The 19,930-nt window shown below is 68.8% G+C and carries 15 protein-coding genes; 7 read left to right on the top strand and 8 right to left on the bottom strand.

All coding sequences use genetic code 11. The features are described from left to right. Positions 1-41: 41 nt before the first annotated feature. Both FBZ90_RS02465 and FBZ90_RS02460 read right to left on the bottom strand, forming a co-directional pair. Positions 42-1,577, bottom strand: coding sequence for a Ppx/GppA family phosphatase (locus FBZ90_RS02465; RefSeq protein ID WP_145729423.1), 1,536 nt, complete (start codon positions 1,575-1,577; stop codon positions 42-44). Between the two features lie 26 nt (positions 1,578-1,603). Continuing rightward, positions 1,604-3,790 carry an RNA degradosome polyphosphate kinase gene (locus FBZ90_RS02460; RefSeq protein WP_186455567.1) on the bottom strand — a complete coding sequence of 729 codons (2,187 nt, stop codon included), beginning with the start codon at positions 3,788-3,790 and terminating at the stop codon, positions 1,604-1,606. A 183-nt stretch (positions 3,791-3,973) separates the two neighbouring features. Here FBZ90_RS02460 and FBZ90_RS02455 point away from each other — a divergent pair, with 183 nt between their 5' ends. Together FBZ90_RS02455 and FBZ90_RS02450 are read left to right on the top strand one after the other, a co-directional pair. Beyond that, on the top strand, positions 3,974-4,507 hold the full coding sequence (locus tag FBZ90_RS02455) for a SixA phosphatase family protein (RefSeq protein WP_145729422.1): 534 nt from the start codon (positions 3,974-3,976) through the stop codon (positions 4,505-4,507). A gap of 431 nt (positions 4,508-4,938) precedes the next feature. Beyond that, complete coding sequence (locus FBZ90_RS02450) at positions 4,939-5,970, top strand: methyl-accepting chemotaxis protein (RefSeq protein ID WP_186455566.1); 1,032 nt, start codon at positions 4,939-4,941, stop codon at positions 5,968-5,970. Positions 5,971-6,022: 52 nt separating this feature from the next. Here the strand turns inward: FBZ90_RS02450 and FBZ90_RS28595 are convergent, their stop codons facing one another. Then, positions 6,023-7,189: a M23 family metallopeptidase gene (locus FBZ90_RS28595; protein ID WP_145729420.1), complete on the bottom strand. Its 1,167-nt coding sequence runs from the start codon at positions 7,187-7,189 to the stop codon at positions 6,023-6,025. 188 nt (positions 7,190-7,377) lie between these two features. Here FBZ90_RS28595 and FBZ90_RS02440 point away from each other — a divergent pair, with 188 nt between their 5' ends. After that, on the top strand, positions 7,378-8,358 hold the full coding sequence (locus FBZ90_RS02440; protein ID WP_145729419.1) for a malate dehydrogenase: 981 nt from the start codon (positions 7,378-7,380) through the stop codon (positions 8,356-8,358). A gap of 83 nt (positions 8,359-8,441) precedes the next feature. Here FBZ90_RS02440 and FBZ90_RS02435 read toward each other — a convergent pair whose 3' ends face one another. Beyond that, the gene (locus tag FBZ90_RS02435) at positions 8,442-11,567 is read right to left on the bottom strand and encodes a phosphoenolpyruvate carboxylase (protein ID WP_145729418.1); all 3,126 of its coding nucleotides are present in this window, start codon (positions 11,565-11,567) and stop codon (positions 8,442-8,444) included. Positions 11,568-12,186: 619 nt separating this feature from the next. Between FBZ90_RS02435 and FBZ90_RS02430 the strand changes: the two genes are divergently transcribed. Beyond that, positions 12,187-13,893: a CYTH and CHAD domain-containing protein gene (locus FBZ90_RS02430; protein ID WP_186455565.1), complete on the top strand. Its 1,707-nt coding sequence runs from the start codon at positions 12,187-12,189 to the stop codon at positions 13,891-13,893. Between the two features lie 15 nt (positions 13,894-13,908). On the opposite strand, the gene FBZ90_RS02425 is transcribed toward FBZ90_RS02430, so the two are convergent. The 3 genes from FBZ90_RS02425 to FBZ90_RS02415 form a co-directional block, all read right to left on the bottom strand. Beyond that, on the bottom strand, positions 13,909-14,607 hold the full coding sequence (locus tag FBZ90_RS02425) for an HdaA/DnaA family protein (protein ID WP_186455564.1): 699 nt from the start codon (positions 14,605-14,607) through the stop codon (positions 13,909-13,911). 55 nt (positions 14,608-14,662) lie between these two features. Further along, positions 14,663-15,814: an AI-2E family transporter gene (locus tag FBZ90_RS02420; protein ID WP_145729415.1), complete on the bottom strand. Its 1,152-nt coding sequence runs from the start codon at positions 15,812-15,814 to the stop codon at positions 14,663-14,665. 91 nt (positions 15,815-15,905) lie between these two features. Then, positions 15,906-17,141, bottom strand: coding sequence for a DUF2066 domain-containing protein (locus FBZ90_RS02415; protein ID WP_145729414.1), 1,236 nt, complete (start codon positions 17,139-17,141; stop codon positions 15,906-15,908). A gap of 146 nt (positions 17,142-17,287) precedes the next feature. On the opposite strand from FBZ90_RS02415, the gene purM reads away from it, so the two are divergent. Together purM and purN are read left to right on the top strand one after the other, a co-directional pair. Beyond that, positions 17,288-18,355, top strand: coding sequence for a phosphoribosylformylglycinamidine cyclo-ligase (gene purM, locus FBZ90_RS02410; protein ID WP_145729413.1), 1,068 nt, complete (start codon positions 17,288-17,290; stop codon positions 18,353-18,355). Further along, positions 18,343-19,020 carry a phosphoribosylglycinamide formyltransferase gene (purN, locus tag FBZ90_RS02405; RefSeq protein ID WP_145729412.1) on the top strand — a complete coding sequence of 226 codons (678 nt, stop codon included), beginning with the start codon at positions 18,343-18,345 and terminating at the stop codon, positions 19,018-19,020. Before purM ends, purN begins: the two co-directional genes overlap by 13 nt. Before the next feature lie 4 nt (positions 19,021-19,024). Here the strand turns inward: purN and FBZ90_RS02400 are convergent, their stop codons facing one another. Then, the gene (locus FBZ90_RS02400) at positions 19,025-19,375 is read right to left on the bottom strand and encodes a hypothetical protein (protein ID WP_145729411.1); all 351 of its coding nucleotides are present in this window, start codon (positions 19,373-19,375) and stop codon (positions 19,025-19,027) included. A 218-nt stretch (positions 19,376-19,593) separates the two neighbouring features. Here FBZ90_RS02400 and FBZ90_RS02395 point away from each other — a divergent pair, with 218 nt between their 5' ends. Further along, a complete protein-coding gene (locus tag FBZ90_RS02395) occupies positions 19,594-19,821 on the top strand; it encodes a hypothetical protein (protein WP_145729410.1) in 228 nt (75 codons plus the stop codon). The last annotated feature ends 109 nt before the right edge of the window (positions 19,822-19,930 follow it).

The following is a 19,930-nucleotide window of genomic DNA, read 5'->3' as shown; positions in this document are numbered from 1 at the left end:
CGCACTTTCCAACGGAAAGCAGGCCAACGGAAAGCCGGACCTCACACGCCGGTGTCAGCCAGCGTCGGTCCCTGTTGGACCACCACCGTGCCCTTGCGCCCCAGGGTCTTGGCCAGCGCATCCAGGCGCCGCTGCACGGCGTCGCCGTCCAGCATGGCGGCATCCCGGGGCAGTAGCAGGGTCAAGGTATCCGGCGTCAGCCGCAGGGCCGTCCGCTGCAACAGGGTCGCGGCGCCGCCGGTCAAGGTGTGGGCCAGCCGCAAGGCCAAACCCACGATCACGGCGCGGCTGAGCTGCGCCTCTGACAGCAGGGTCCGGGTCAGCCCCAGGGGCTGACCATCGGCCGTGCCCGCATACCGCACGAAGGAGGCCAGCGCCAGGAAAGCCCGTTCCGCATGATCGGCACCGGCGAAGGGCATGCGCAGCACCCGCAGGTAGGCGTGCTCCGCCCGATAGTCCGGGTGCTCCGACCATCCCAGGTCGGACAACAGGCACGCCGCCGTCCGCAGCCGGGCGGCGGCCTCGTCCTCGCCCGCGAAGAGGGGGGACGTCCACTGCGTCAGCGTCGCGGCCTCGCCGAAGCGGCCCAAGCGCTCGGCCACCTGGGTGCAGCTGTCGATCAGCGGATCGCGCCGGCGCTCCTCCGCCGACAATTGGTCGAACAGGAACCCTTCCCGCAGGCCGTAGGCGGAAAAAACCACATTAGATGGCTGCACCGCGCGCAGCAGACGCTCCATGACCAGCGCCGCCATGGGCAGCGTCTCCAGCCGGCGACGGGAAACGCCCGGCATCTTTTCCAGCGATGCGCGGCTCTGACGCCCGACCAGGCCGGCAAAATCAGCCATCACCCGGGCGTCGACCACGTAATGGTGGATGATGTGCAGCGGGTGGCCCACCTGCTCCATATGCATCTTGGCCAAGGCGCGCCAGCCGCCGCCCACAGGGTGGAAATCGCGGCCCCGGCCTTCCAGGGCCCAGGGCAGCTTGGCCAGTTGCGCATCGATCAGCTTGGTGGCCGACCCCGGCTTGCCGTCCACCGCCTCGATCAGCCGCAGGGGACCCAGCGGCAGGGTGGCCTGACGGCCGATGACGCCCTTGTCCAGGGTCACCAGTTCCAGACTGCCGCCACCGAGGTCGCCCATCAGGCCGTCGGCGCCGGGCGTGCCGGACAGCACCCCCATGGCGGACAGCCGCGCCTCCTCCTCCCCCGCCAGCACGGTGACGGGCACGCCGGTCAGCGCCTCCACATCCGCCACGAACTTGGCACCGTCCTTGGCGTCGCGCACGGCGGCGGTGGCCAGGATATCCACCCGGCCGACCTGCATGCCTTCGATCAGACGGCGGAAGCGGGCCAGGTTGGCCAAGGCCAGCTTCACACCCTCGGGATGCAGCTTGCCCGTCTTTTCCACCGACCGGCCCAGCCCGCACATGATCTTCTCATTGAAGATGGCGATGGGTGACCGCTCCAGGCGGTCATACACCACCACCCGCATGGAGTTGGAGCCGATGTCGATGACCGCCAACCGGTCGGAGCCAACATGGCGTTCTGGGGCGGGACGATCGAACTTTACGGGCATGGGTATCCGGTACGGGCTAAGGCGGTTCAGTCAGCGCGTTTGGCGGCCTTGGCGGCCGCCTTCAGCAACAGCTTGGCCGGCCCCTTGGGATCGGTGACCGCGCTGCTGCCCCGCCCCGACAGGCTGGGGTTGGTCATGAAGAACGTGTGGGCGTTGAAGGCGCCCAGCGGTGCTTCCACCCGATGATACTCGCCATCGGGGCTCAGCTGCCAGCTTTGCGCCTCATCCTTCAGGTTCGCGACCATGATTTGATCCATCACCTGGCGATGGCAGGACGGCGTCTCGATGGGCACCAGCGTCTCGATACGGCGGTCCAGGTTGCGCGGCATCCAGTCGGCGGAGGAGATGAAGACCTTGGCGCCGGGGTGCGGCAGGCCCACGCCGTTGCCGAAGCAGACCACGCGACCATGCTCCAGGTAACGGCCGACGATGCTTTTCACCCGGATGTTTTCCGACAGGCCCTTCACCCCCGGCCTCAGGCAGCAGATGCCGCGGATGACCATGTCGATGCTGACGCCCTGCTGCGACGCCTCATACAGCTTGTCAATGATGCGGGCGTCGACCAGGGAGTTCAGCTTCACCCAGATCTGCGCCGGCCGGCCGGCGCGGGCGTGGGCGATCTCGGCATCGATCAGGCTGACCAACCGGTCGCGCAGGCCGATGGGGGCGATGGCGATCTTCTCCAGCGCCTTGGGCGTCGCGTACCCGGTCATGTAGTTGAACATGTGGGCCGCGTCGTGCACCAGCGCCGGATCGCAGGTGAAGAAGCTGAGGTCGGTGTAAATCTTGGCGGTGATGGGGTGGTAGTTGCCGGTGCCGAAATGAACGTAGGAGCGCAGGCCCTTCTGTTCCCGGCGCACCACCAGCGACACCTTGGCGTGGGTCTTGAGGTCGACGAAACCATAAACCACCTGCACACCCGCCCGTTCCAGGTCGCGGGCCCAGCGGATGTTGGCCTCTTCATCGAAGCGGGCCTTCAGCTCCACCATGGCGGTGACGCTCTTGCCCGCCTCCGCCGCCTCGATCAGGGCCGCCACGATGGGGGAGTTCTTGGAGGTGCGGTACAGCGTCTGCTTGATGGCCAGCACGGCAGGGTCCTGCGCCGCCTGGCGCAGGAACTGCACCACCACGTCGAAGCTCTCGAACGGGTGGTGGACGATGATGTCCTTGTGGCGGATGGCGGCGAAGCAATCACCGCCGAAATCACGGATGCGCTCCGGGAAGCGGGCGTTGTAGGGCTGGAACAGCAGATCCGGCCGCTCATCGATGATCAGCTGCTTGGTCTCGGCCAAGCCGATCAGGCCGTCCAGCACGAACACATCGTCGGTGGGCACGTGCAACTGTCCGGCCAGGAAGTCGCGCAGGTCACGCGACATGCCGGCGTTGACGCACAGCTGGATGACGCTGCCCCGGCGGCGGCGCTTCAGCGCGCTTTCGAAGGTGCGGACCAGGTCTTCCGACTCTTCCTCAATTTCGATGTCGCTGTCGCGCAGCACACGGAAGAAGCCATGGCCCTTCAGGGTGAAGGGCGGGAACAGCCGGTCGATGAACAGCAGCACCAGCTCTTCCAGCAGGATGAAGCGCACGTCGCTGCCCGGCAGGCGCACGAAGCGATCCAACTGCGCCGGCAGTAGGACCAGGGCGTCCAGGTGGGTGTTGCGCACCGGGTCGAACAGCTGCACCGCCAGGGAGAAGCCGGAATTGGCGATGAAAGGGAACGGATGGGCCGGATCGACCGCGATGGGCGTCAGCACCGGGAAGATGTCGTCCAGGAACTTCGCTTCCAGCCAATCGGTTTCCGACGGCGTCAGCTCGGCGGGGTCGATGGCGGCGATGCCGGCCTTGGCCAGGTCGGCGCGCATCATCAGCCAGCAAGCCTGCTGCTCGCGCATCAGCTCCGCCGCGCGGGCGTTGATGGCCGCCAACTGCTGCGCCGGCGTCAGGTTGTCATCGGAGGGGGTGGCCACGCCCGCTGTCACCTGCGCCTTCAGGGCGGCGACGCGGACGGTATAGAACTCATCCAGGTTGCTGGCGGAAATGGACAGGAAGCGCAGCCGCTCCAGCAAGGGGTGGTGGGCGTTGTACGCCTCTTCCAGGACGCGCTGGTTGAAGGCCAGCCACGACAGTTCGCGATTGATGAACCGGTCCGGCGACGTCATATCGAGGGGGGCAGGCTCAACTTCGCGGGTCGGGGTTTCCACCGCCGTGGACATGGTCGCCTCATTCGCAGCAAGGGTATCGGGTCGTTCACCATAAACAGCCAACGTTACCGTTTCTGGTTCCGGTACCGCCGATCCTGTTGATTTCGCTTCCGTGCCGGTCGCGCTCTTGTCCGCCTCAGGGGTCTCCGGGTCGACAGCGGGCGCGGGCAGTCGGTCCACCCTGGGGGATGTCTCGTGAAAACCCTTTTCCTGCTGCGGCATATGAAATCCTCCTGGGACGACGACAGCGTCCCCGATCATGAGCGTCCCTTGTCGGCACGGGGGGAGCGCGCGCTTGCGACCATGGCCGACTATTTCCGGCACCGCAAGGGTGGAACACCCCGGCCCGACCTGATCCTCTGCTCCACCGCCGTTCGCACGCGGGCGACCCTGGCCGGCCTGCTTACCCTGTGGCGGGAGCCGCCACCCCTGTGCGTGGACCGGGTGTTTTACATGGCCTCCGCCCCGGCGCTGGCCGACCGCCTGCGGGCCTTGCCCGACCCGACCGCCACCGTCCTGCTCATTGGTCACAACCCGGGGCTGGAGGAGCTGGCGTTGTCGCTGGCGGGGGCCGAGGAGGACCCCGCCCTTCGCACCCGCGTCATGGAAAAATACCCGACCGGAGGGCTGGCGCGACTGGACTTCACCCTGGACCGCTGGGCCGACCTGGCCGCCGGCAAGGGCCACCTATCCGAATTCGCCACCCCGCGCGGGGTGGCGCGGGACTGAAGAGATCGCCCTAGCCTGGAGTTGTATAATTAATACCATCTTGGAGGGCGCATGAAGACTAAAGCCCCCTCGTTTCAAATCCGGAAAGTTCATCAAAAAAGTAAGTGGCATCAAGCTGCGCAAGGCTTTTATGGCCGCCTGGGCGCGGACGCGACAGGGCTAAAAACGAAACCGATTTCACTTCCAATCACCTCCTATTAGTTGCACATCGGCTGAGCAACCATTTGCCTGGAATTTCGCCACCCCTGTCCTTTCGGCTAGGATCAGGGCAGGACCGCTGACCCGACCGGCGGCGCCATTCCCTATATTTCTTAACGACTTATTAACGACGTTGCCCTGCGGCGGCGGGACGGCACGCCTTTTGCGATAGCGTCATGACGTGACGTAATTGTTGCGCCGCACAAAAGCTAATCAAGAGAGTGGGGGAGCCGATGGACAACAGCCTGATCGACCTGACGAAGAACGTTCTGGACGTGGCCAGCCAGAAGGTCTCGGTGATCGAGGACATCAACCGGACCACCAAGATGCTGGCCTTCAACGCCCTGATCGAGGCCGGCCGCGCCGGCGACGCCGGCCGGGGTTTCGCCGTGGTGGCCAACGAGGTCAATTCCATCTCCCAGCGCGTCAGCGTCGTGGCGGGCGAACTGCGCAGCGAGATCGGCCAACTGGTCGACCGCATGACCACGGTGGGTGAGGATTTGATGACCCGCTTCCGCGGCCAGCGCCTGGCCGACCTGGCGTTGAACAGCATCGACATCATCGACCGCAATCTCTATGAGCGGTCTTGCGACGTGCGCTGGTGGGCCACCGACAGCGCCGTGGTCGCGGGCCTGCAGAGCCCGTCGCACGAGACGGCCCGCCATGCCAGCGAGCGGCTGAACGTCATCCTGCAAAGCTATACCGTCTATCTCGACCTGTGGGTGGCCGACCGCACCGGCCGCGTCATCGCCACCGGCCGGCCCGACCGCTTCCCCCACGCCATCGGCGCCAACGTCGCCAATGAGGCCTGGTTCATCGACGCCCTGCGCACCCGCGACGGCGGCGATTTCGCGGTGGAGGATGTCAGCCCCAACCCGGTGCTGGAGAATCGCACGGTCGCCACCTATTCCACGGCCGTACGCCGTGACGGCGCCCAGGATGGCGAGGTTCTGGGCGCGCTGGGCATCTTCTTCGACTGGGCGCCGCAGGCCCGCGCAGTGGTAACCGGTGTCCGCCTGGAAACATCGGAACGGACCAACACCCGCTGCCTGCTGCTGGACGCCGCCGGCCGCATCATCGCCGCCAGCGATGGCCGGGGGGAGCTGACGGAGAGCTTCCACCTGGTGACCCAGGGCCAGCCCATGGGCCACTACATGGACCGCCATGGCCGGCTGATCGGGTTCGCCCGCACGCCGGGATATGAGACCTATCGCGGCCTGGGCTGGTATGGCGTCCTGGTCCACAACCCGCCTGGCCAAAGTTGAGTACCCCTTCCAGCGCGTCGCCCAGCGGCCACCGTTGGGCGACGCCGGGGGCCTAAGGAAAGCGCACCACGTCGCCGTCCAGGGGCATGGCGTGGCGGACATCATGGGTGCTCCCCTCCAGCGTCACCGGCGCATCGACGTCGAAGGTGGCCTCGACATTGGTCTTCCCCCGTCGGGTGTAGGCCTTGATCACGAACGGCAGCCCTTCCGACTGCTCGAACGTTGATCGGTCGCTCAGGTGGAAATGCAGATGGGGCGCGCCGGCCGCACCGGTCTGCCCCACCCGGCCGATGATCGCCCCGGCCTGGACGCGGTCGCCGGCTTTCACCCCGACGCTGCCCGCGCGCAGATGCGCATAGTGCGCGAAGACGCCTGGCGCGATTTCCAGAATGATGAAGTTGCCATAGAGGGTCCGGGCCGTCAGGTCATCCGGGACGGATTGCGGCGCCAGCGGCGTGCCATCGGGCACATCGTCGCGCACATCCAGCACCAGACCATCCGCCACCGCCAGCACATCGGCGCCATAGCCCACCCAATCCTCATCCCGGGTCGCGGATAGACTGTCATGGCGGCCGCGCAGGGAATGCCAGGCGGCATCCAGGCCGAACCAGTCGATGGCGAAGCGCTGGGGGATGGTGAGCATCCCGTCGACGGCGACCATGCTGCCCCAGTGATGGGAATGGGGATTGCCGGGCCCCTCCACGGCCAGCCAGGCGCCGCCGCGCAACGGCGGCCCGATCTCCAGCGCCGGCGCGCGGGCGACCGCACTGGTCACCGCGGCCGCCCGCTGCACCTGCCCCTGGGCCGTCCGGAAATCCAGCTGATGGCGCAGGCTTACCGGCGGGGCGCCGGGCGGCAGGGTCAGCCAGAGGAACAGCACCTGACGCCGGCCGGGCTCGATGGCGACGCCCCCACCCACCTCGCCGCCCGGCGGCTGGGCCAGCAAGCCGGCAAGGTCCGCCCCGGCCACGGTCAACAGCGGGACCGCCCCCTTCCCGGCGAACACCGACAGCCGCTCCAGCGTCAGCGGCCCATCGCCGGAATCAAAACTGGTGATATGGAGTTCATAGGCCAGATGGTTCCGACCATCGCTGGCGGCGACCGGCCGGGGCCGCCAGGGGATACGGGCTTCGACCTGGGCCTGATGGATCTCCTCCGCCCGCGTCGGCGCCAGGGCGCACAGCAAGGCGCCAACCACCAAACCAAGAAATCGCGGCACGGACCACCCCCAGGCTATCCCCCTAAGGCATCATGATCCCTGGGCAGGAGCAAGGGGCTTAACCAGGACTTGTGGCGACCATTAATCAACAAACTGGATTGGTTCATTCAATACGTTCTGTTGGAACGATCACAGGATGGGGCGCAGTTTCGAGGGCAAGCGCAAACCCACTCCCGAGGATGTCTATCATGACCACCGCCGCCCCCATCCGCGTCGCCGTTTCCGGTGCCGCCGGGCAGATTGCCTACTCCCTGCTGTTCCGCCTGGCCAAGGGCGACGTGTTCGGCGCCGGCCAGCCCATCCACCTCTCCCTGCTGGAGATCACGCCGGCACTGCCGGCCCTGCGCGGCGTGATGATGGAGTTGGAGGACTGCGCCTTCCCCCTGCTGCGCGGCATGGACGCCAGCGATGACCCGTCCGTCGCCTTCCGCGACATCGACGCCGCCTTCCTGGTCGGCTCTCGCCCACGCGGCAAGGGCATGGAACGGCGGGACCTGCTGTCCGCCAACGCCGCCATCTTCAAGGCGCAGGGCCGCGCCCTGAACGAACAGGCCAAGCGCACGGCCAAGGTGCTGGTGGTGGGCAACCCCGCCAACACCAACGCCTGGATCGCCATCCAGCACGCACCGGACCTGCCGCACGACGCCATCACCTCCATGATCCGATTGGACCACAACCGCGCCCAGGCGCAGTTGGCGGCCAAGGCCGGGGTGGATGTGACGGCCATCGAGCGGCTGGTAGTCTGGGGCAACCACTCACCCACCATGTTCGCCGACTGGCAGCACGCGGTGGTTCAGGGCCACCCCCTGCCCGACCTGATCGGCGACACCGCCTGGTACCGGGAGACGCTGATCCCCACCGTAGCCCAGCGGGGCACCGCCATCATCGAGGCGCGGGGCCTATCCTCCGCGGCGTCCGCCGCCAATGCCGCCATCGACCACATGCGCGACTGGGTGCACGGCAGCGGTGACCGCTGGGTTTCCATGGGGCTGGCGTCGGAAGGGGATTACGGCCTGCCCCAGGGTCTGGTTTGCGGCGTGCCCGCACTGTGCCGGGATGGCCGTATCGAACGGGTGCGTGGCCTGGAGCTGGACGCCTTCGGCCGCGCCATGCTGGACCGGACGGTGGCGGAGCTGATGGAGGAACGGGCCGCCGTGGCGAACCTCTGAACCCGGCGAACCTCTGAACCCAGCGTAACAAGGCAAAGGGCGCCCTCCCCTCCCTGGGGAAGGCGCCCCTTTTTCATGGCGCGTCAGCCGAAGAAGCCGATACGCTGGGTGATGCCGTTGCCGACGCGGCGCACCAGATCGTACAGGCTGGCGATGGGCTTGAAGATGCGTTCGTTCTCCTGCCCGTAATTCTGGCTGTCATCGCTGACGTAAGTGGCGCTTTCGCCGAAATCGCCCTCCCCCGCGGTTTCGGCCACGGGGAAGATGCGGGACAGCAGGTCCAGGGCCCAGGGCACATCCAGTTGCATCAGCCGCGCCATCAGCCGGCGGTGGGTGATGTTGTGCTGGCTGGAGAATTGCGGGATGTGCGTCGCCCGCAGGAAAACCTCCTGGATCAGGGCGATGCGCAGGGCGTGCAGCACCAGCAGGCCGTTGCTCAGCGCCTCGTCCGGTGGCGCCACCTGGCCCGGCACCGGCGGGCGTTCCACCCGGGCCAGCCCTTCCTCCAGCACGTCGAAATCGCGGTAGAGCTTGCGGAAGATGCGGATCAGGCGGCTATGGAGGGGGTTGTCCTCGAGGATGGCCGCCAGGCGCCGCATCTCCTCCACCCGGGCGGGGTCGGCGGTGTGGGCGGCGCGCAGCAGCCAGAAGGCCGGGTCCAGGGTGTCGATATAGGCCTTCAGCGCGTCGGGGCTGGCGATGGCCACGCCGTATTCCACCATGCCCAGCAATTGCCGGAAGCGCGGCGAGGTGCGGTACAGCTCGGCGAAATGCTCCGGGTCCTTGTCGATGGCCTCGCCCACGCCGCTGACCGTGTTCGCCGGCAGGCCCATCTGCTGCAGAATGGCGTTGTGCGGAATGGCGCGGAACTGCGAGGCACGGCTCTGGTCCACATCGTCGGCGTTGCCGTCGTGCTGGCGCTTGATGGCCCGGCTGCCGGAGGGATACAGCAGGTTGGTGCCCAGGGCCGACAGCAGGGCGCCGTAGTTCGGATCTTCCACCAGCGACACCTGGAACTGCTTCACCGTGGTGAAAAATTCGCGGATGTAGTCGGCGTCGCCATAGAACGGGTCGTCATCCAGGGTGGTGTGCTTGCCACCCAGCATATGCTCCAGGATGCGCGTCACGACGGCCAGGGCGCCAGGCTGGGTCACGAAGTAGAGATAGCCGTCGCCACCCTGGAAGCTGACCTCCTGCTTGAAGGCGATCTTGTGGTGGGCCATGAACGACAGCGTCGCCGGGGCCGCGACATAGCCCAGGCGTTCCGGGAAGCCCGCCGGATGGGCGCCACGGCCGATGGATTCGCCGTGGGTGTCGAAGATCACCAGTTGCACACCGTCCAGCCGATGGCGGGTGAACAGGCGGGCGATGCGCAGGCGCAGACGCTCGATACTGGCGGAGGCGGGTGTCTGCCCCAGGTAGCGGCCGGCGTCGGAGAAGCCGGTCTGGATGCACAGGCGGCCGCGCCGCTTCACGTAATCGCGGTAGTGCGGGTTGTCCAGCAACTGCTCGATGACGCGGCTGCCCACCTCCAGCGCCCGTTCCGTCTCGAACAGGGGGCTGATGTCAACCTTGTCAGCCACGCCGAACAGGCGGGCGTAGTAGAGCGCCGTCAGCACGGTGAAGGCCGATTCGGATTCCGCGATCAGGAAGCGGACGGGCACCGACGCGTCGGCATACTTCAGCATCTGGGCCACGACCATGAACAGCCGCTTAGCCGAGGTGCGCTCGGCGATGATGCTGCCGAAATTGATGCGCACCGGCCGCACCTCATCCAGGAGGCCGGTGATCGCGGTCAGGTAGGATTGGCGGTAGCGCGGATCATCCGGCGCCGTCTCCATGCCCACCGTCTTGCGCACCGCGTTGTGCAGCTGGGTGGCGTTGATGCGCACATGGGTATGCGCCTGGCCCAGGCCGTAGTTCGACAGTTCCGCCTTCAGGATGGCCAGGCGCCGCACCACGTCGTCGCCCTTGCCATCCTTGCCGGCGACGCCCTTGCCGACCGCCGTCGCCAAACGAATGGCGCGGTCCACCTGCTCGATGGCGTGCGCGGCCTCCACCAGGCGCAGGGGCAGGCCCTCATGCATGCGCTGGGCGATGGCTTCGATGTCTTTCTGGGTGGTCGTCTCCCTGCCGAAGGCGGCGACCTCATCCGTCACCTGGGCGATGGCCAGGGCCAGACGGGATTCCAGCAGATCCAGGGTGTTGCGCAGGTCTTCCTGCACCGGCGCCGCCTTGCGGATGGCCTGCACCTCGGCCAGGTAGTGGCGCAGTTGCCCGACCTGCACCACCAGGCGCTTGTGCAGCGTGTCGGACCAGCGGATGTCCGAGCGGCCGTCCAGGTCGTATCCCACCCAGCTGGCCACCGTCAGCAGGCGCGGCGTCAGTTCGGCCCACTGGTCGGGGTAGCGCTCCCGCGCCACGGTCAACACGATGTCGTAGACGGTGCGCAGCGCCGCCTGGATGTTGGTGATGGCCGCCAGCGACAGGCGGTGCTCATCCACCAGCGACAGCTCACCGGGCCGCAGCTCCGTCGCCGCGACGGCGGCGATCAAGCCCTTGCGCGCCTCCGCCGTGAGGGGCACGCCCGCCGCGTCCCGCCCCGTGGCCAGCTTGGCCATGGCGTCCATCAGTTCCCCCGTCAGGTTGAACGTCGGGTGGGCGGTGATGACGATGCCGAAAATCTCCTTCTCCACCTGGGCGCGGAAGGCGTCGAACGGCACGGCCTTGCCATCAGCGTCCACCGCCAGGCCATCGATCAGGGCGCGGATGCGGGCGGCGTTGGCGGCGGGATCGGCCTCACCCAGATAGGCGCCCAGGCGGCGGGCGCGGGCCAGGAAGCCCTCCGCCCCCAGGTACTGGATGGCCTGCTCCACCGCCGCCAAATCCAACTCACCCGAGTGCAGGCGGCGGGAGACATCCAGGGCCAGCAGTGACACCGGGTTGGCGAAGGGATCGGCGTCCGCCAGTTCGGTATAGCGGGTCAGCCGCGCCACCAGATCGGCCGTCAGCCCGACCGCATCCGTCGCGCCCCCGCCCATAGTCCCCGCACTGGCGCCGCCGAACTTGGCCACCGAGCGATCCAGCAAGGGGCCAGCCTTGGCCAAGGTCGCCAGGGTGGCGGCATCGGCCGCCTTGACGTCCACCCCCGGGGTGGCCGTGGCGTCCGGGACGGAGGCGGCCTTGGTGGATGCGGTTTTGCCGGTCATCGTTGGGGTCTTCGCTGGGGTGGTGGGCGTCGCGGTCAGGCCCTGGGCCTGACTGGAGTCGGGGGACTTTTCCGCGGACTTTTCAGCAGCCCGCGACGCTGCCAGCGATGACGTCATGATGATTCGGTGCCCAGTTTGGTTGCTCATCCCTGTCGCGCCGGACCGCCTGTCCATCCGTTCCGCATTCCACCGGTGTTAGGCATGACGCTGAGTCATTATCCTACCTCGCACTGGCGAAATGGGGTGCCGGGGCGGAGGGCTTACGGGGGCGGGCTCGGGGTGGCGACTTATTGTGACGCAACGGAGTGCCGAGACTATCGCAACTGTGCGTCGCAAAGCAACCTGAGGGAAAGAATTTTGCCGTTTGCCCCGAATCGATGTAATTCCGCAACACGACCTTAACGCAGGCGCCATCTTCGGTTATCCATTCGGGATGACGAACGGCCCCGACCGCCCCACACCCGTACCCAGTGGTCCCGCACCCAGTGGTCCCCCCAGTGGTCCCGATGCCCCGGCCGAGGCGACGGGCGGCGTCGCCACGCCCCCCATTGCTCCCGAACCCGCTGGGCCACAACCACCCGCGCCCCCCTCCGGTTCCCGGCCCAAGCGCACGCTGGCCGTGCGTGAGGTGGAGGTGAAACTGGCGACGACGCCGGCGGCGCTGGAGAGGCTGCAGGCGCTGCCCCTGCTGGCGCGCATGGCCGATGGCCCCGCCGTCCATCGCCATCAGGTCACCACCTACTATGACACGCCGGATTTGGCGCTGGCCGCGCGTGGCCTGGCCTTGCGCGTTCGCCGTCAGGGCGGCCGCCGGGTGCAGACGGTGAAGACCTGGGCGTCCGACGCCGGCACCGCCGCCGCCGCCGGCCGGCGGGAATGGGAGTGGGAGTTGCCGGCGGACGGGGACGGGCCGGACCGCGCCCTGCTGCCGGCCGCCATCGCCGGCCTGCTGAGCGAAGCGCAGTGGGCCGAGGTCGCCGCCCGTTTCGCCACCGATATCCACCGCACCGCCCTGCTGCTGCACCCCGACCCCCGCACCTCGGTGGAATTGGCGCTGGACCAGGGGGAGGTGCGCCTGTCCGTCCCTGGCGCGGGCGATGAAACCACCTGGCCGGTGGCGGAGGTGGAGCTGGAATTGAAGGGCGGGCGGGTCGCGGCCCTGTTCGAGGTGGCCGCCGCCCTGCATCACCACGCCCCATTGCGCCTGACCACGGGCAGCAAGGCGGACGCGGGCCTGCGCCTGCTGACGGGCAAGCCGGCAGCGGCCGTCCCCGCCCATCCTGCGGCCCTGACCCCGGTGACGACGGTGGCGGAGGGCTTCCGCCATGCCACCCGCCAGGCGGTGGGCCACCTGCTGGAAAACGCCACCGTGCTGCTGGAAAGCGGCGACGCCCAAGCCCTGCGCGAAATGGCGGCCGCCAGCCGGCGGTTGGACACGGCGCTGCGCCTGTTGCGCGTGGTCATCGGCCTGACGCCCGCCGCCGGGCTGGCCTGGACCAAGGCCGCCGTCAATCCGCACGCGGACGCGGCGGACGCCCTGCGCCGGCGCCTGATCCCGCTGCGCACCCTATTGGAAACGGCCCGCGCCTGGCATCGCCTGGCCGAACGCGCCGCCCTGCTGCCCGACCGCAAGGGGGCGGCCGGCCTGAGCAAGCGCCAACGGCTGGTGCTGGACCATGCCGCCACCCAGGGCCGCCGCCGGGTGATGAAGCACCTGCGCGGCGCCGGCCACACCGCGCTGATGCTGGATCTCGCGGCGTGGATCGAGGGCGGCGGATGGGCCTCCCCTGCCCTGGACCAGCCGCTGAGGACGGTGGCGCCCCACCTGCTGGCCGACTTGCAGGACAAGGTGGCCAAGGCCCTGGCCCGCCTGGACCTGGCGCCCCCGCCCGCGCCCGGCGCCAAATCCGTCGCCAAGTCCGTCGTCCCTGGGCAGAAAACGCCGCCCGACACCGACGCGCTGGAACGCCTGCGCCGCCGGGCCCAGCGCCTGTATGAAACGGCGGAGGTCTGCCGCGGCCTCTACCCCGTGACCACCGCCAAGCCCAAAGGCGCTAAGGCGGGCACCAAGACCAGCGCCGGGAAGCGACCCGCCGCCGACCCGCTGGCCCCCCTCACCCGCCTGCACGCCGCCGTGACCGCCCCCGCCCTGGCCCGCCAGGCGGCCCAGCTGGTGGCGCAATTGGCCAAGGCCACCGGCCCCAAGGCCCGCAGCACCCGCTTGCTGTCCCGCCTGGCGCAGGAGGAGGCGGCGGCGCTGGCCAAGCTGCCGACCACCTGGCGCGGCTACAGCCGGCGGCGGATGTTCTGGATCGTCGGGCGGTAGCGGCCGGAGGAAGGCCTACGACTCCGTCGGCCTATCCTTGGGCTCCAGCACCTGGCGGCAGAAGGCCACGGTGATGGGCTTCTTGGCGGCCAGGGCGGCGCGGTCCAGCAGGGCCACGGTGCGGCGGGCGCTGTCGAAGGAGCGTTCGGTGTGGGTCATCAGCCAGGCGATGACGTCCTCGCCCACCCGCACCTGGCGGTCGTCGAACAGCTTGACCAGCACAGCCATCAGCAGGGCGTCATCGGGGGCGGCCATGCCCACGGCCGGCGCCGCCACCAGGCGGGAGCGCAGGTCGGGCAGGCGCAGGGTCCAATTGACAGGGGCGTAGTGGGCCAGCAGCAGCAACTGCCCCCCCGCCTCCTTGGTGATGTTGTAGAGATGCAGCAGGGCGCGTTCCCGCGCCGTGTCGCCCGAGATCTCATGCGTGCGGTCGATGACGGCGGTGCGGGTGGGGCCCAGCAGGTGCGGCACCTCCGCCGGGTCCAGATCCTCCGGCCCCAGCAGCGGCGCCCGCGACCGGGCGCGCCATACCTGGGCCAGATGGCTCTTGCCGCAGCCGGGCGGGCCGTACAGCACCAGGGCCGGCGCCGGCCAGTCCGGCCAGGCGTCCAGCCAGGCCACCGCGTCGGCGTTGCCCGGCGCCACCAGGAAGTCGGCCTCCCCCATGGCGGAACGGTGCCCCAGGTCCAAGGGCAATTGTCTCAAGTCGGCCATGATTCCAGGATCTTACCGGCAGCGGGCACTGTAGGCGGGAGAAAGGGGCGCCGGATCAGGGAACCGGCGGCGACGCCCCGGTTTCCATCCCCGACGGGACCCGGCCTTCCGGGGCCGGATCCACGCGCGTCACCTCCTCGGGAGGGACGCCGGTGTAATAGCTGCTGGAAAGGTACTGACGCAATGCGAAGCGCACCAGCACGCCGATGATGGCGGCCACCGGCACCGCCAGCAGCACGCCGGTGAAGCCGAACAGGCTGCCGCCCGCCAGCAGGGCGAACATGACCCAGACGGGATGCAGGCCCACCTTGTCGCCCACCAGCTTGGGCGTCAGGACATAGCCTTCCAGCAGGTGGCCCAGGATGTAGAGCGCCACCACCAGCCCCTCGCGCCACACGTCGTGGAACTGGAACAGGGCGACGCCCACGCTGGCGCCGAAACCGACCACCGTGCCGACATAGGGGATGAAGGACAGGATGCCGGCGATCAGGCCGATGACCAGGCCGAAATTCAGGCCCACCGCCGTCATGGTAAGGGCGTAGAAGGCGCCCAGCGCCACGCAGACCGTGGCCTGGCCACGCACGAATCCGGCCAGGGTGCGGTCCACCGCCCGCAACTGTTCGCGGATGACCTCGGCATGCTCCCGCGGCAGCCAGCCGTCCAGGGTCGCCACCATGCGGTCCCAGTCGCGCAGCAGATAGAAGGCCACCACCGGGGTGATGAATAGCAGGGAAACCAGGCCGAACAGGGCGGCCCCGCCAGTGAACAGGTTCTTGATAAAATCCGCCCCCCAGCCGACCAGCGTGCCGACATACTCGCTGGCGGCGCCGCGCAGCCGCTCGATGTCATCGGGCGGCAAGGCGGCCATCAGGCTGCGGACGCGCTGCATGGTTTCATCCCGCGCCCAGGTGATGATGGCCGGCAGGCTTTCGATCAGCTGGCTGACCTGCTGCTGGATCAGCGGCACCAGCAGCAGGATGGCGAGCACCACGGCGACGACGAAGACCAGCAGCACCACGCAGGTGGCCGCCAGGCGGGGCAGGCCGAACCCTTCCAGCCGATCGGCCACGGGGTCCAGCAGATAGGCGATGGCCATGCCGGCGACAAAGGGCAGCAACATGCCGCGCAGCAGCCAGATGAGGGCGATTCCCAGAACCAGACCGATCAGCCAGAATCGTGTCTGCCGCCCCGCATGCGTCTCCGCCATCGTCCCCCCGAGAGTGCCTGAATCGAAACCGAGCCAATGACTATACCAGACAAGCCCCTGGAATCAGGCAGCCTTATGTCAGGGGCGCCGCTTAGGCCCCGGCTAGGCTGATCTGGTAGCGCACCGCCGGCTGGGTCGGTTGTTGACCGGCCGGGGCCGGGCCGGCGGGGGCGGCGGCGTCCACCTCCGACAGCGTCAGATCACGCTGGGCCAGCGCGGTCTTGAGGTGGCTGACGTCGCCCAGCACGGTCAGTGTCAACAGCGCCTCGGTGGTCTTGAGCGCGCTGGTGTCCACCTGGGTCACCATCGGCACGCCGGCCAACCGCCGCCGCACCTCCACCAGGGTGGCGAGGTCCGTCAGGGGGACCCGCACGGACACCTGCCCGGACTGGTGGCTGTCCACCACCACGCGGCGCTTCCACCCTTCCTCCACCCGGTCGACGGTGGTGGCGACGGCCAGGGCCAGCGGGGCCGGCACCGCGACCGCGGGCTGGACGTCCGGCGTGGCCGACGGCAACGGACGGGAAACGAAGGCCCCTTGCGGCACCGATTCCGGCGGCGACAGCCCTTCCCCGGGGATGAAGGTGGTCAGTGTCAATTGATAGCCCTTGGCGGCGTCGCCCTCCAGCCGGGCCACCACCACCTGGCCGGCGCCATGGCGGGCGGCGATGCGGGCCAGGACGGCGGCATCCGGCGTCAGCGCGGCCTTGGCCGGCAGGTCGGTCTGATCGGCGCCGTCCGGCGGCGCCAGGGTCACGGGCACCAGCCCGTCGACCTGCCCCATCTGCGCCCAGGCCTGGCGCCAGGGGCCATCGGTCCACAGGGCGGGCTCCGTCCCGGTGGCGTCGAGGGGCAGCACCAGGGCGGGTTTGCCCACCATCTCGGCATAGCGCACGCCGTTCTGTTGCAGAAGCTGGCGCACGGCGGCGGGGCGGAAGCGGACGGTGAAGCGGCCGACATAGCGGACAGAGGAAGCGCGCTCCTGCTCCAGCTCGAATCCGGCCACCAGGGCCTCCAGATCCCCCTGCCCCACGGACGGGGGCTGGCGGCCATCGGCGGCGGGGGTCAGCTTGCGGAACAGGCGGGCCAGCGCCTCGCGCTGGGCCTGCAGGATGGCCTGGTCGCGGGCCTGGTTGGCGTTGCCGGCGGTAACATCCACGTCCACGCCCCGCTCCACGAAGGCCTGCTCCGCCGCCGTCGCGCCACCGGCCTCGGCACGGGCCCGCCCGGCGAAGGCCCCGGCGGCGCATACCCCGGCCGCCAGGGCCAGGAAAATGGCGCCCCGGAACCCGGTCTGGCGCAGGAGGGGGATGCAGCGGTGCGGCATTGCAAAGCCTTCCGATATTGCTATGTTCGGCGCCGAAACCCGGGCGGGTCACGGAACCGTCTTGAAACGACGGTGGCGGGCGGCGGCCTTAGCGCAGCGGCCCCCGGATGGACGCCCCTTCTTAGCCCAGGCCCTGCGAGGACGCCATAAGCACCTATTCGTACAAGGACGCCGGTGTCGACATCGACGCGGGCAACGCCCTGGTCGAGGCGATCAAGCCCCTGGCCAAGTCCACCGCGCGCACCGGTTCCGACGCCGGCCTGGGCGGCTTCGGTGCCCTGTTCGACCTGCGGGCCGCCGGCTTCACCGATCCGCTGTTGGTGTCCACCACCGACGGCGTCGGCACCAAGCTGAAGGTCGCCATCGACGCCAAGCGCCATGACACGGTCGGCATCGACCTGGTGGCCATGTGCGTGAACGACCTGGTGGTACAGGGGGCGGAGCCCCTGCTGTTCCTGGATTATTTCGCTACCGGAAAGTTGGACGTGGCCGCCGGCCGCGCCATCGTCGCCGGTATCGCCGAGGGTTGCCGCCAGGCCGGCTGCGCCCTGGTCGGCGGTGAGACGGCCGAGATGCCGGGCATGTACGCCGATGGCGACTATGACCTGGCCGGCTTCTCCGTGGGTGCCGTGGAACGCAGCCAGGTGCTGACCGGCGCCGGTGTCGCCGCCGGCGACGTGGTCCTGGGCCTGGCGTCCAGCGGCGTGCATTCCAACGGCTATTCCCTGGTGCGCAAGCTGGTGTCCGTCTCGGGCCTGACCTATGAGGATGAAGCCCCCTTCGCCCCGGGCAAGACCTTGGGCGAGGCGCTGCTGACCCCCACCCGCATCTATGTGAAGAGCACGCTGGCGGCGGTGCGCGCCGGCCTGGTGAAGGCCATGGCCCACATCACCGGCGGCGGCCTGATCGAGAACATTCCGCGCGTCCTGCCGGACGGCTTGGGCGTCACCCTGGACGCGACATCCTGGACTCTGCCGCCGGTGTTCCGCTGGCTGGCCGGCGTCGGCACCATCGCCGACCTGGAACTGGCCCGCACCTTCAACTGCGGCGTCGGCATGGCCGTGGTGGTGCCCGCCGACAAGGCGGATGAGGCGATCTCCGTCCTGACCCAGGGTGGTGAGACGGTTACGCGCATCGGCCAGGTGGTGCCGGTCGCGGCCGATGCCGCCCATCGCGTCACGGTGACGGGCACGGACAAGGCATGGCACTCGTAAACAGCGGAACGCCCGGCAAGCTCAAGCTGGGCGTTCTCATTTCCGGCCGGGGCAGCAACCTGCAGGCCCTGCTGAACGCCACCACCGCGCCGGACTTCCCGGCGGAGGTGGCGCTGGTCCTGTCCAACAAGGCGGATGCCGCGGGGCTGGAGCGGGCGCGGGGCGCCGGCGTCCCGGCCCTGGCGCTGCCGCACAAGAACTATGCCGACAAGCCGGCGTTCGAGCAGGCCATGACCCGGGCGCTGGAGGATGCCGGCGTTCAACTGGTGTGCCTGGCCGGCTTCATGCGCCTGCTGTCGCCCTGGTTCGTGGACCATTGGCGCGACCGGCTGATCAACATCCACCCGTCGCTGCTGCCGGCCTTTCCCGGCATCGACACCCACCAGCGGGCACTGGACGCCGGCGTGCGCTTCCACGGCTGCACGGTGCACTATGTCCGCAGTGAGGTGGACAGCGGCCCCATCGTGGCGCAAGCCGCCGTGCCGGTGCAGGCGGAGGACACCGCCGACACCCTGTCCGCCCGCGTGCTGGAGGCGGAGCACCAGCTGTATCCCCACGCCGTGCGCCTGATCGCCGAGGGCCGGGTGACGGTGGAAGGCAACCGCGCCGTGCTGGCCGGGCCCCTGCCCCTCCCCGCCACGGCGCTGAACCCGACTCCTGCCTGAGGTCCTATCCGGGGATTGCTGGCACGGTTTGCCGCAGGTCCGGCTCGTCATGCAGGAAGGTCAGGTTCAGGCCGGCGGTGATTTCCGTGTCCGGCTCGCGGGGTTTGGCGGCCTGGGTGGCCAGCCGCGCCTGGCTGTCCTCATCCAGCCGCACGCCCGCCTCCGCCACGGCCGCCGCCCAGGGCGTCAGCCCTTCGGCCGGCAGGACGAAGCGCAAGGCCATCGCCAGATTGGAAAACTGGGTGCTGTCGACCAGCCATCCGCCCGCCGCCATGATGGCGTCGGTGACCGCGGACGTGGCCTGATGCCGTTCACACCGCGTGATGGCGGCCAGCATGAGGGGGCGCGGCCTCATGATCGCCCTCCACTCGACGGCCAGGGGGGTGTTTCGTTTCTCATGGCGCCATTATGCATGGCCGCCGCTGGCGCGGCCACCCGCCACTGGGCACAGAGGATCACAACCAAGGCGTGACCTGAACCGTTAACCGAACAACGCGGCCCCTTGCCAGCGGCCCGCGTTTGCGCATAAACCTTGGAAAACGGGTTTCATCTCGGGACAAGGGAGGGCGAACTATGGCCGGTGCTCACAGCGGTGCGGTCGCGGTCAGCGACACGGTGGTCAAGGAACATGCCGACGGCTGGCATGCCTTCACGCGCTTCGTGAAGGCGGGCATCATCGCTGTTGTCCTGCTGATGCTGATGTTCCTGGCGCAATTCGCCCTGGGGTGGGGCTTCTCCATGTTCCTGATGATCGTGGGCGACATCATCCTGGTGCTGGCCCTGTTGCTGGGCAAGGTGTAGCCCAGCCTCCACATCTGGCCACCATGGCATTTTCCCATCGGCGCCGTCCGCGCTTCGTGCATCACGAAGCCGTGGGCGGCGCCGATGTGCTTTGGGCCGATGCCGCGAC

The sequence above is a fragment of the Nitrospirillum pindoramense genome, assembly GCF_007827955.1.
Lineage (GTDB): Bacteria > Pseudomonadota > Alphaproteobacteria > Azospirillales > Azospirillaceae > Nitrospirillum > Nitrospirillum amazonense_B.
The sequence above is the reverse complement of the archived record's forward strand: the minus strand, read 5'-3'. Positions and strand labels throughout refer to the sequence as shown.

What these genes read in the sequence shown, in the direction of transcription:
- FBZ90_RS02420 (WP_145729415.1), bottom strand. Translation starts at nt 15,814, where the DNA reads ATGGCGGAGACGCATGCGGGGCGGCAGACACGATTCTGGCTGATCGGT.
- FBZ90_RS02435 (WP_145729418.1), bottom strand. Translation starts at nt 11,567, where the DNA reads ATGACCGGCAAAACCGCATCCACCAAGGCCGCCTCCGTCCCGGACGCC.
- FBZ90_RS02440 (WP_145729419.1), top strand. Translation starts at nt 7,378, where the DNA reads ATGACCACCGCCGCCCCCATCCGCGTCGCCGTTTCCGGTGCCGCCGGG.
- FBZ90_RS02400 (WP_145729411.1), bottom strand. Translation starts at nt 19,375, where the DNA reads ATGAGGCCGCGCCCCCTCATGCTGGCCGCCATCACGCGGTGTGAACGG.
- purN (WP_145729412.1), top strand. Translation starts at nt 18,343, where the DNA reads ATGGCACTCGTAAACAGCGGAACGCCCGGCAAGCTCAAGCTGGGCGTT.
- FBZ90_RS02450 (WP_186455566.1), top strand. Translation starts at nt 4,939, where the DNA reads ATGGACAACAGCCTGATCGACCTGACGAAGAACGTTCTGGACGTGGCC.
- FBZ90_RS02460 (WP_186455567.1), bottom strand. Translation starts at nt 3,790, where the DNA reads ATGTCCACGGCGGTGGAAACCCCGACCCGCGAAGTTGAGCCTGCCCCC.
- FBZ90_RS02465 (WP_145729423.1), bottom strand. Translation starts at nt 1,577, where the DNA reads ATGCCCGTAAAGTTCGATCGTCCCGCCCCAGAACGCCATGTTGGCTCC.
- FBZ90_RS02415 (WP_145729414.1), bottom strand. Translation starts at nt 17,141, where the DNA reads ATGCCGCACCGCTGCATCCCCCTCCTGCGCCAGACCGGGTTCCGGGGC.
- FBZ90_RS02425 (WP_186455564.1), bottom strand. Translation starts at nt 14,607, where the DNA reads ATGGCCGACTTGAGACAATTGCCCTTGGACCTGGGGCACCGTTCCGCC.
- FBZ90_RS02395 (WP_145729410.1), top strand. Translation starts at nt 19,594, where the DNA reads ATGGCCGGTGCTCACAGCGGTGCGGTCGCGGTCAGCGACACGGTGGTC.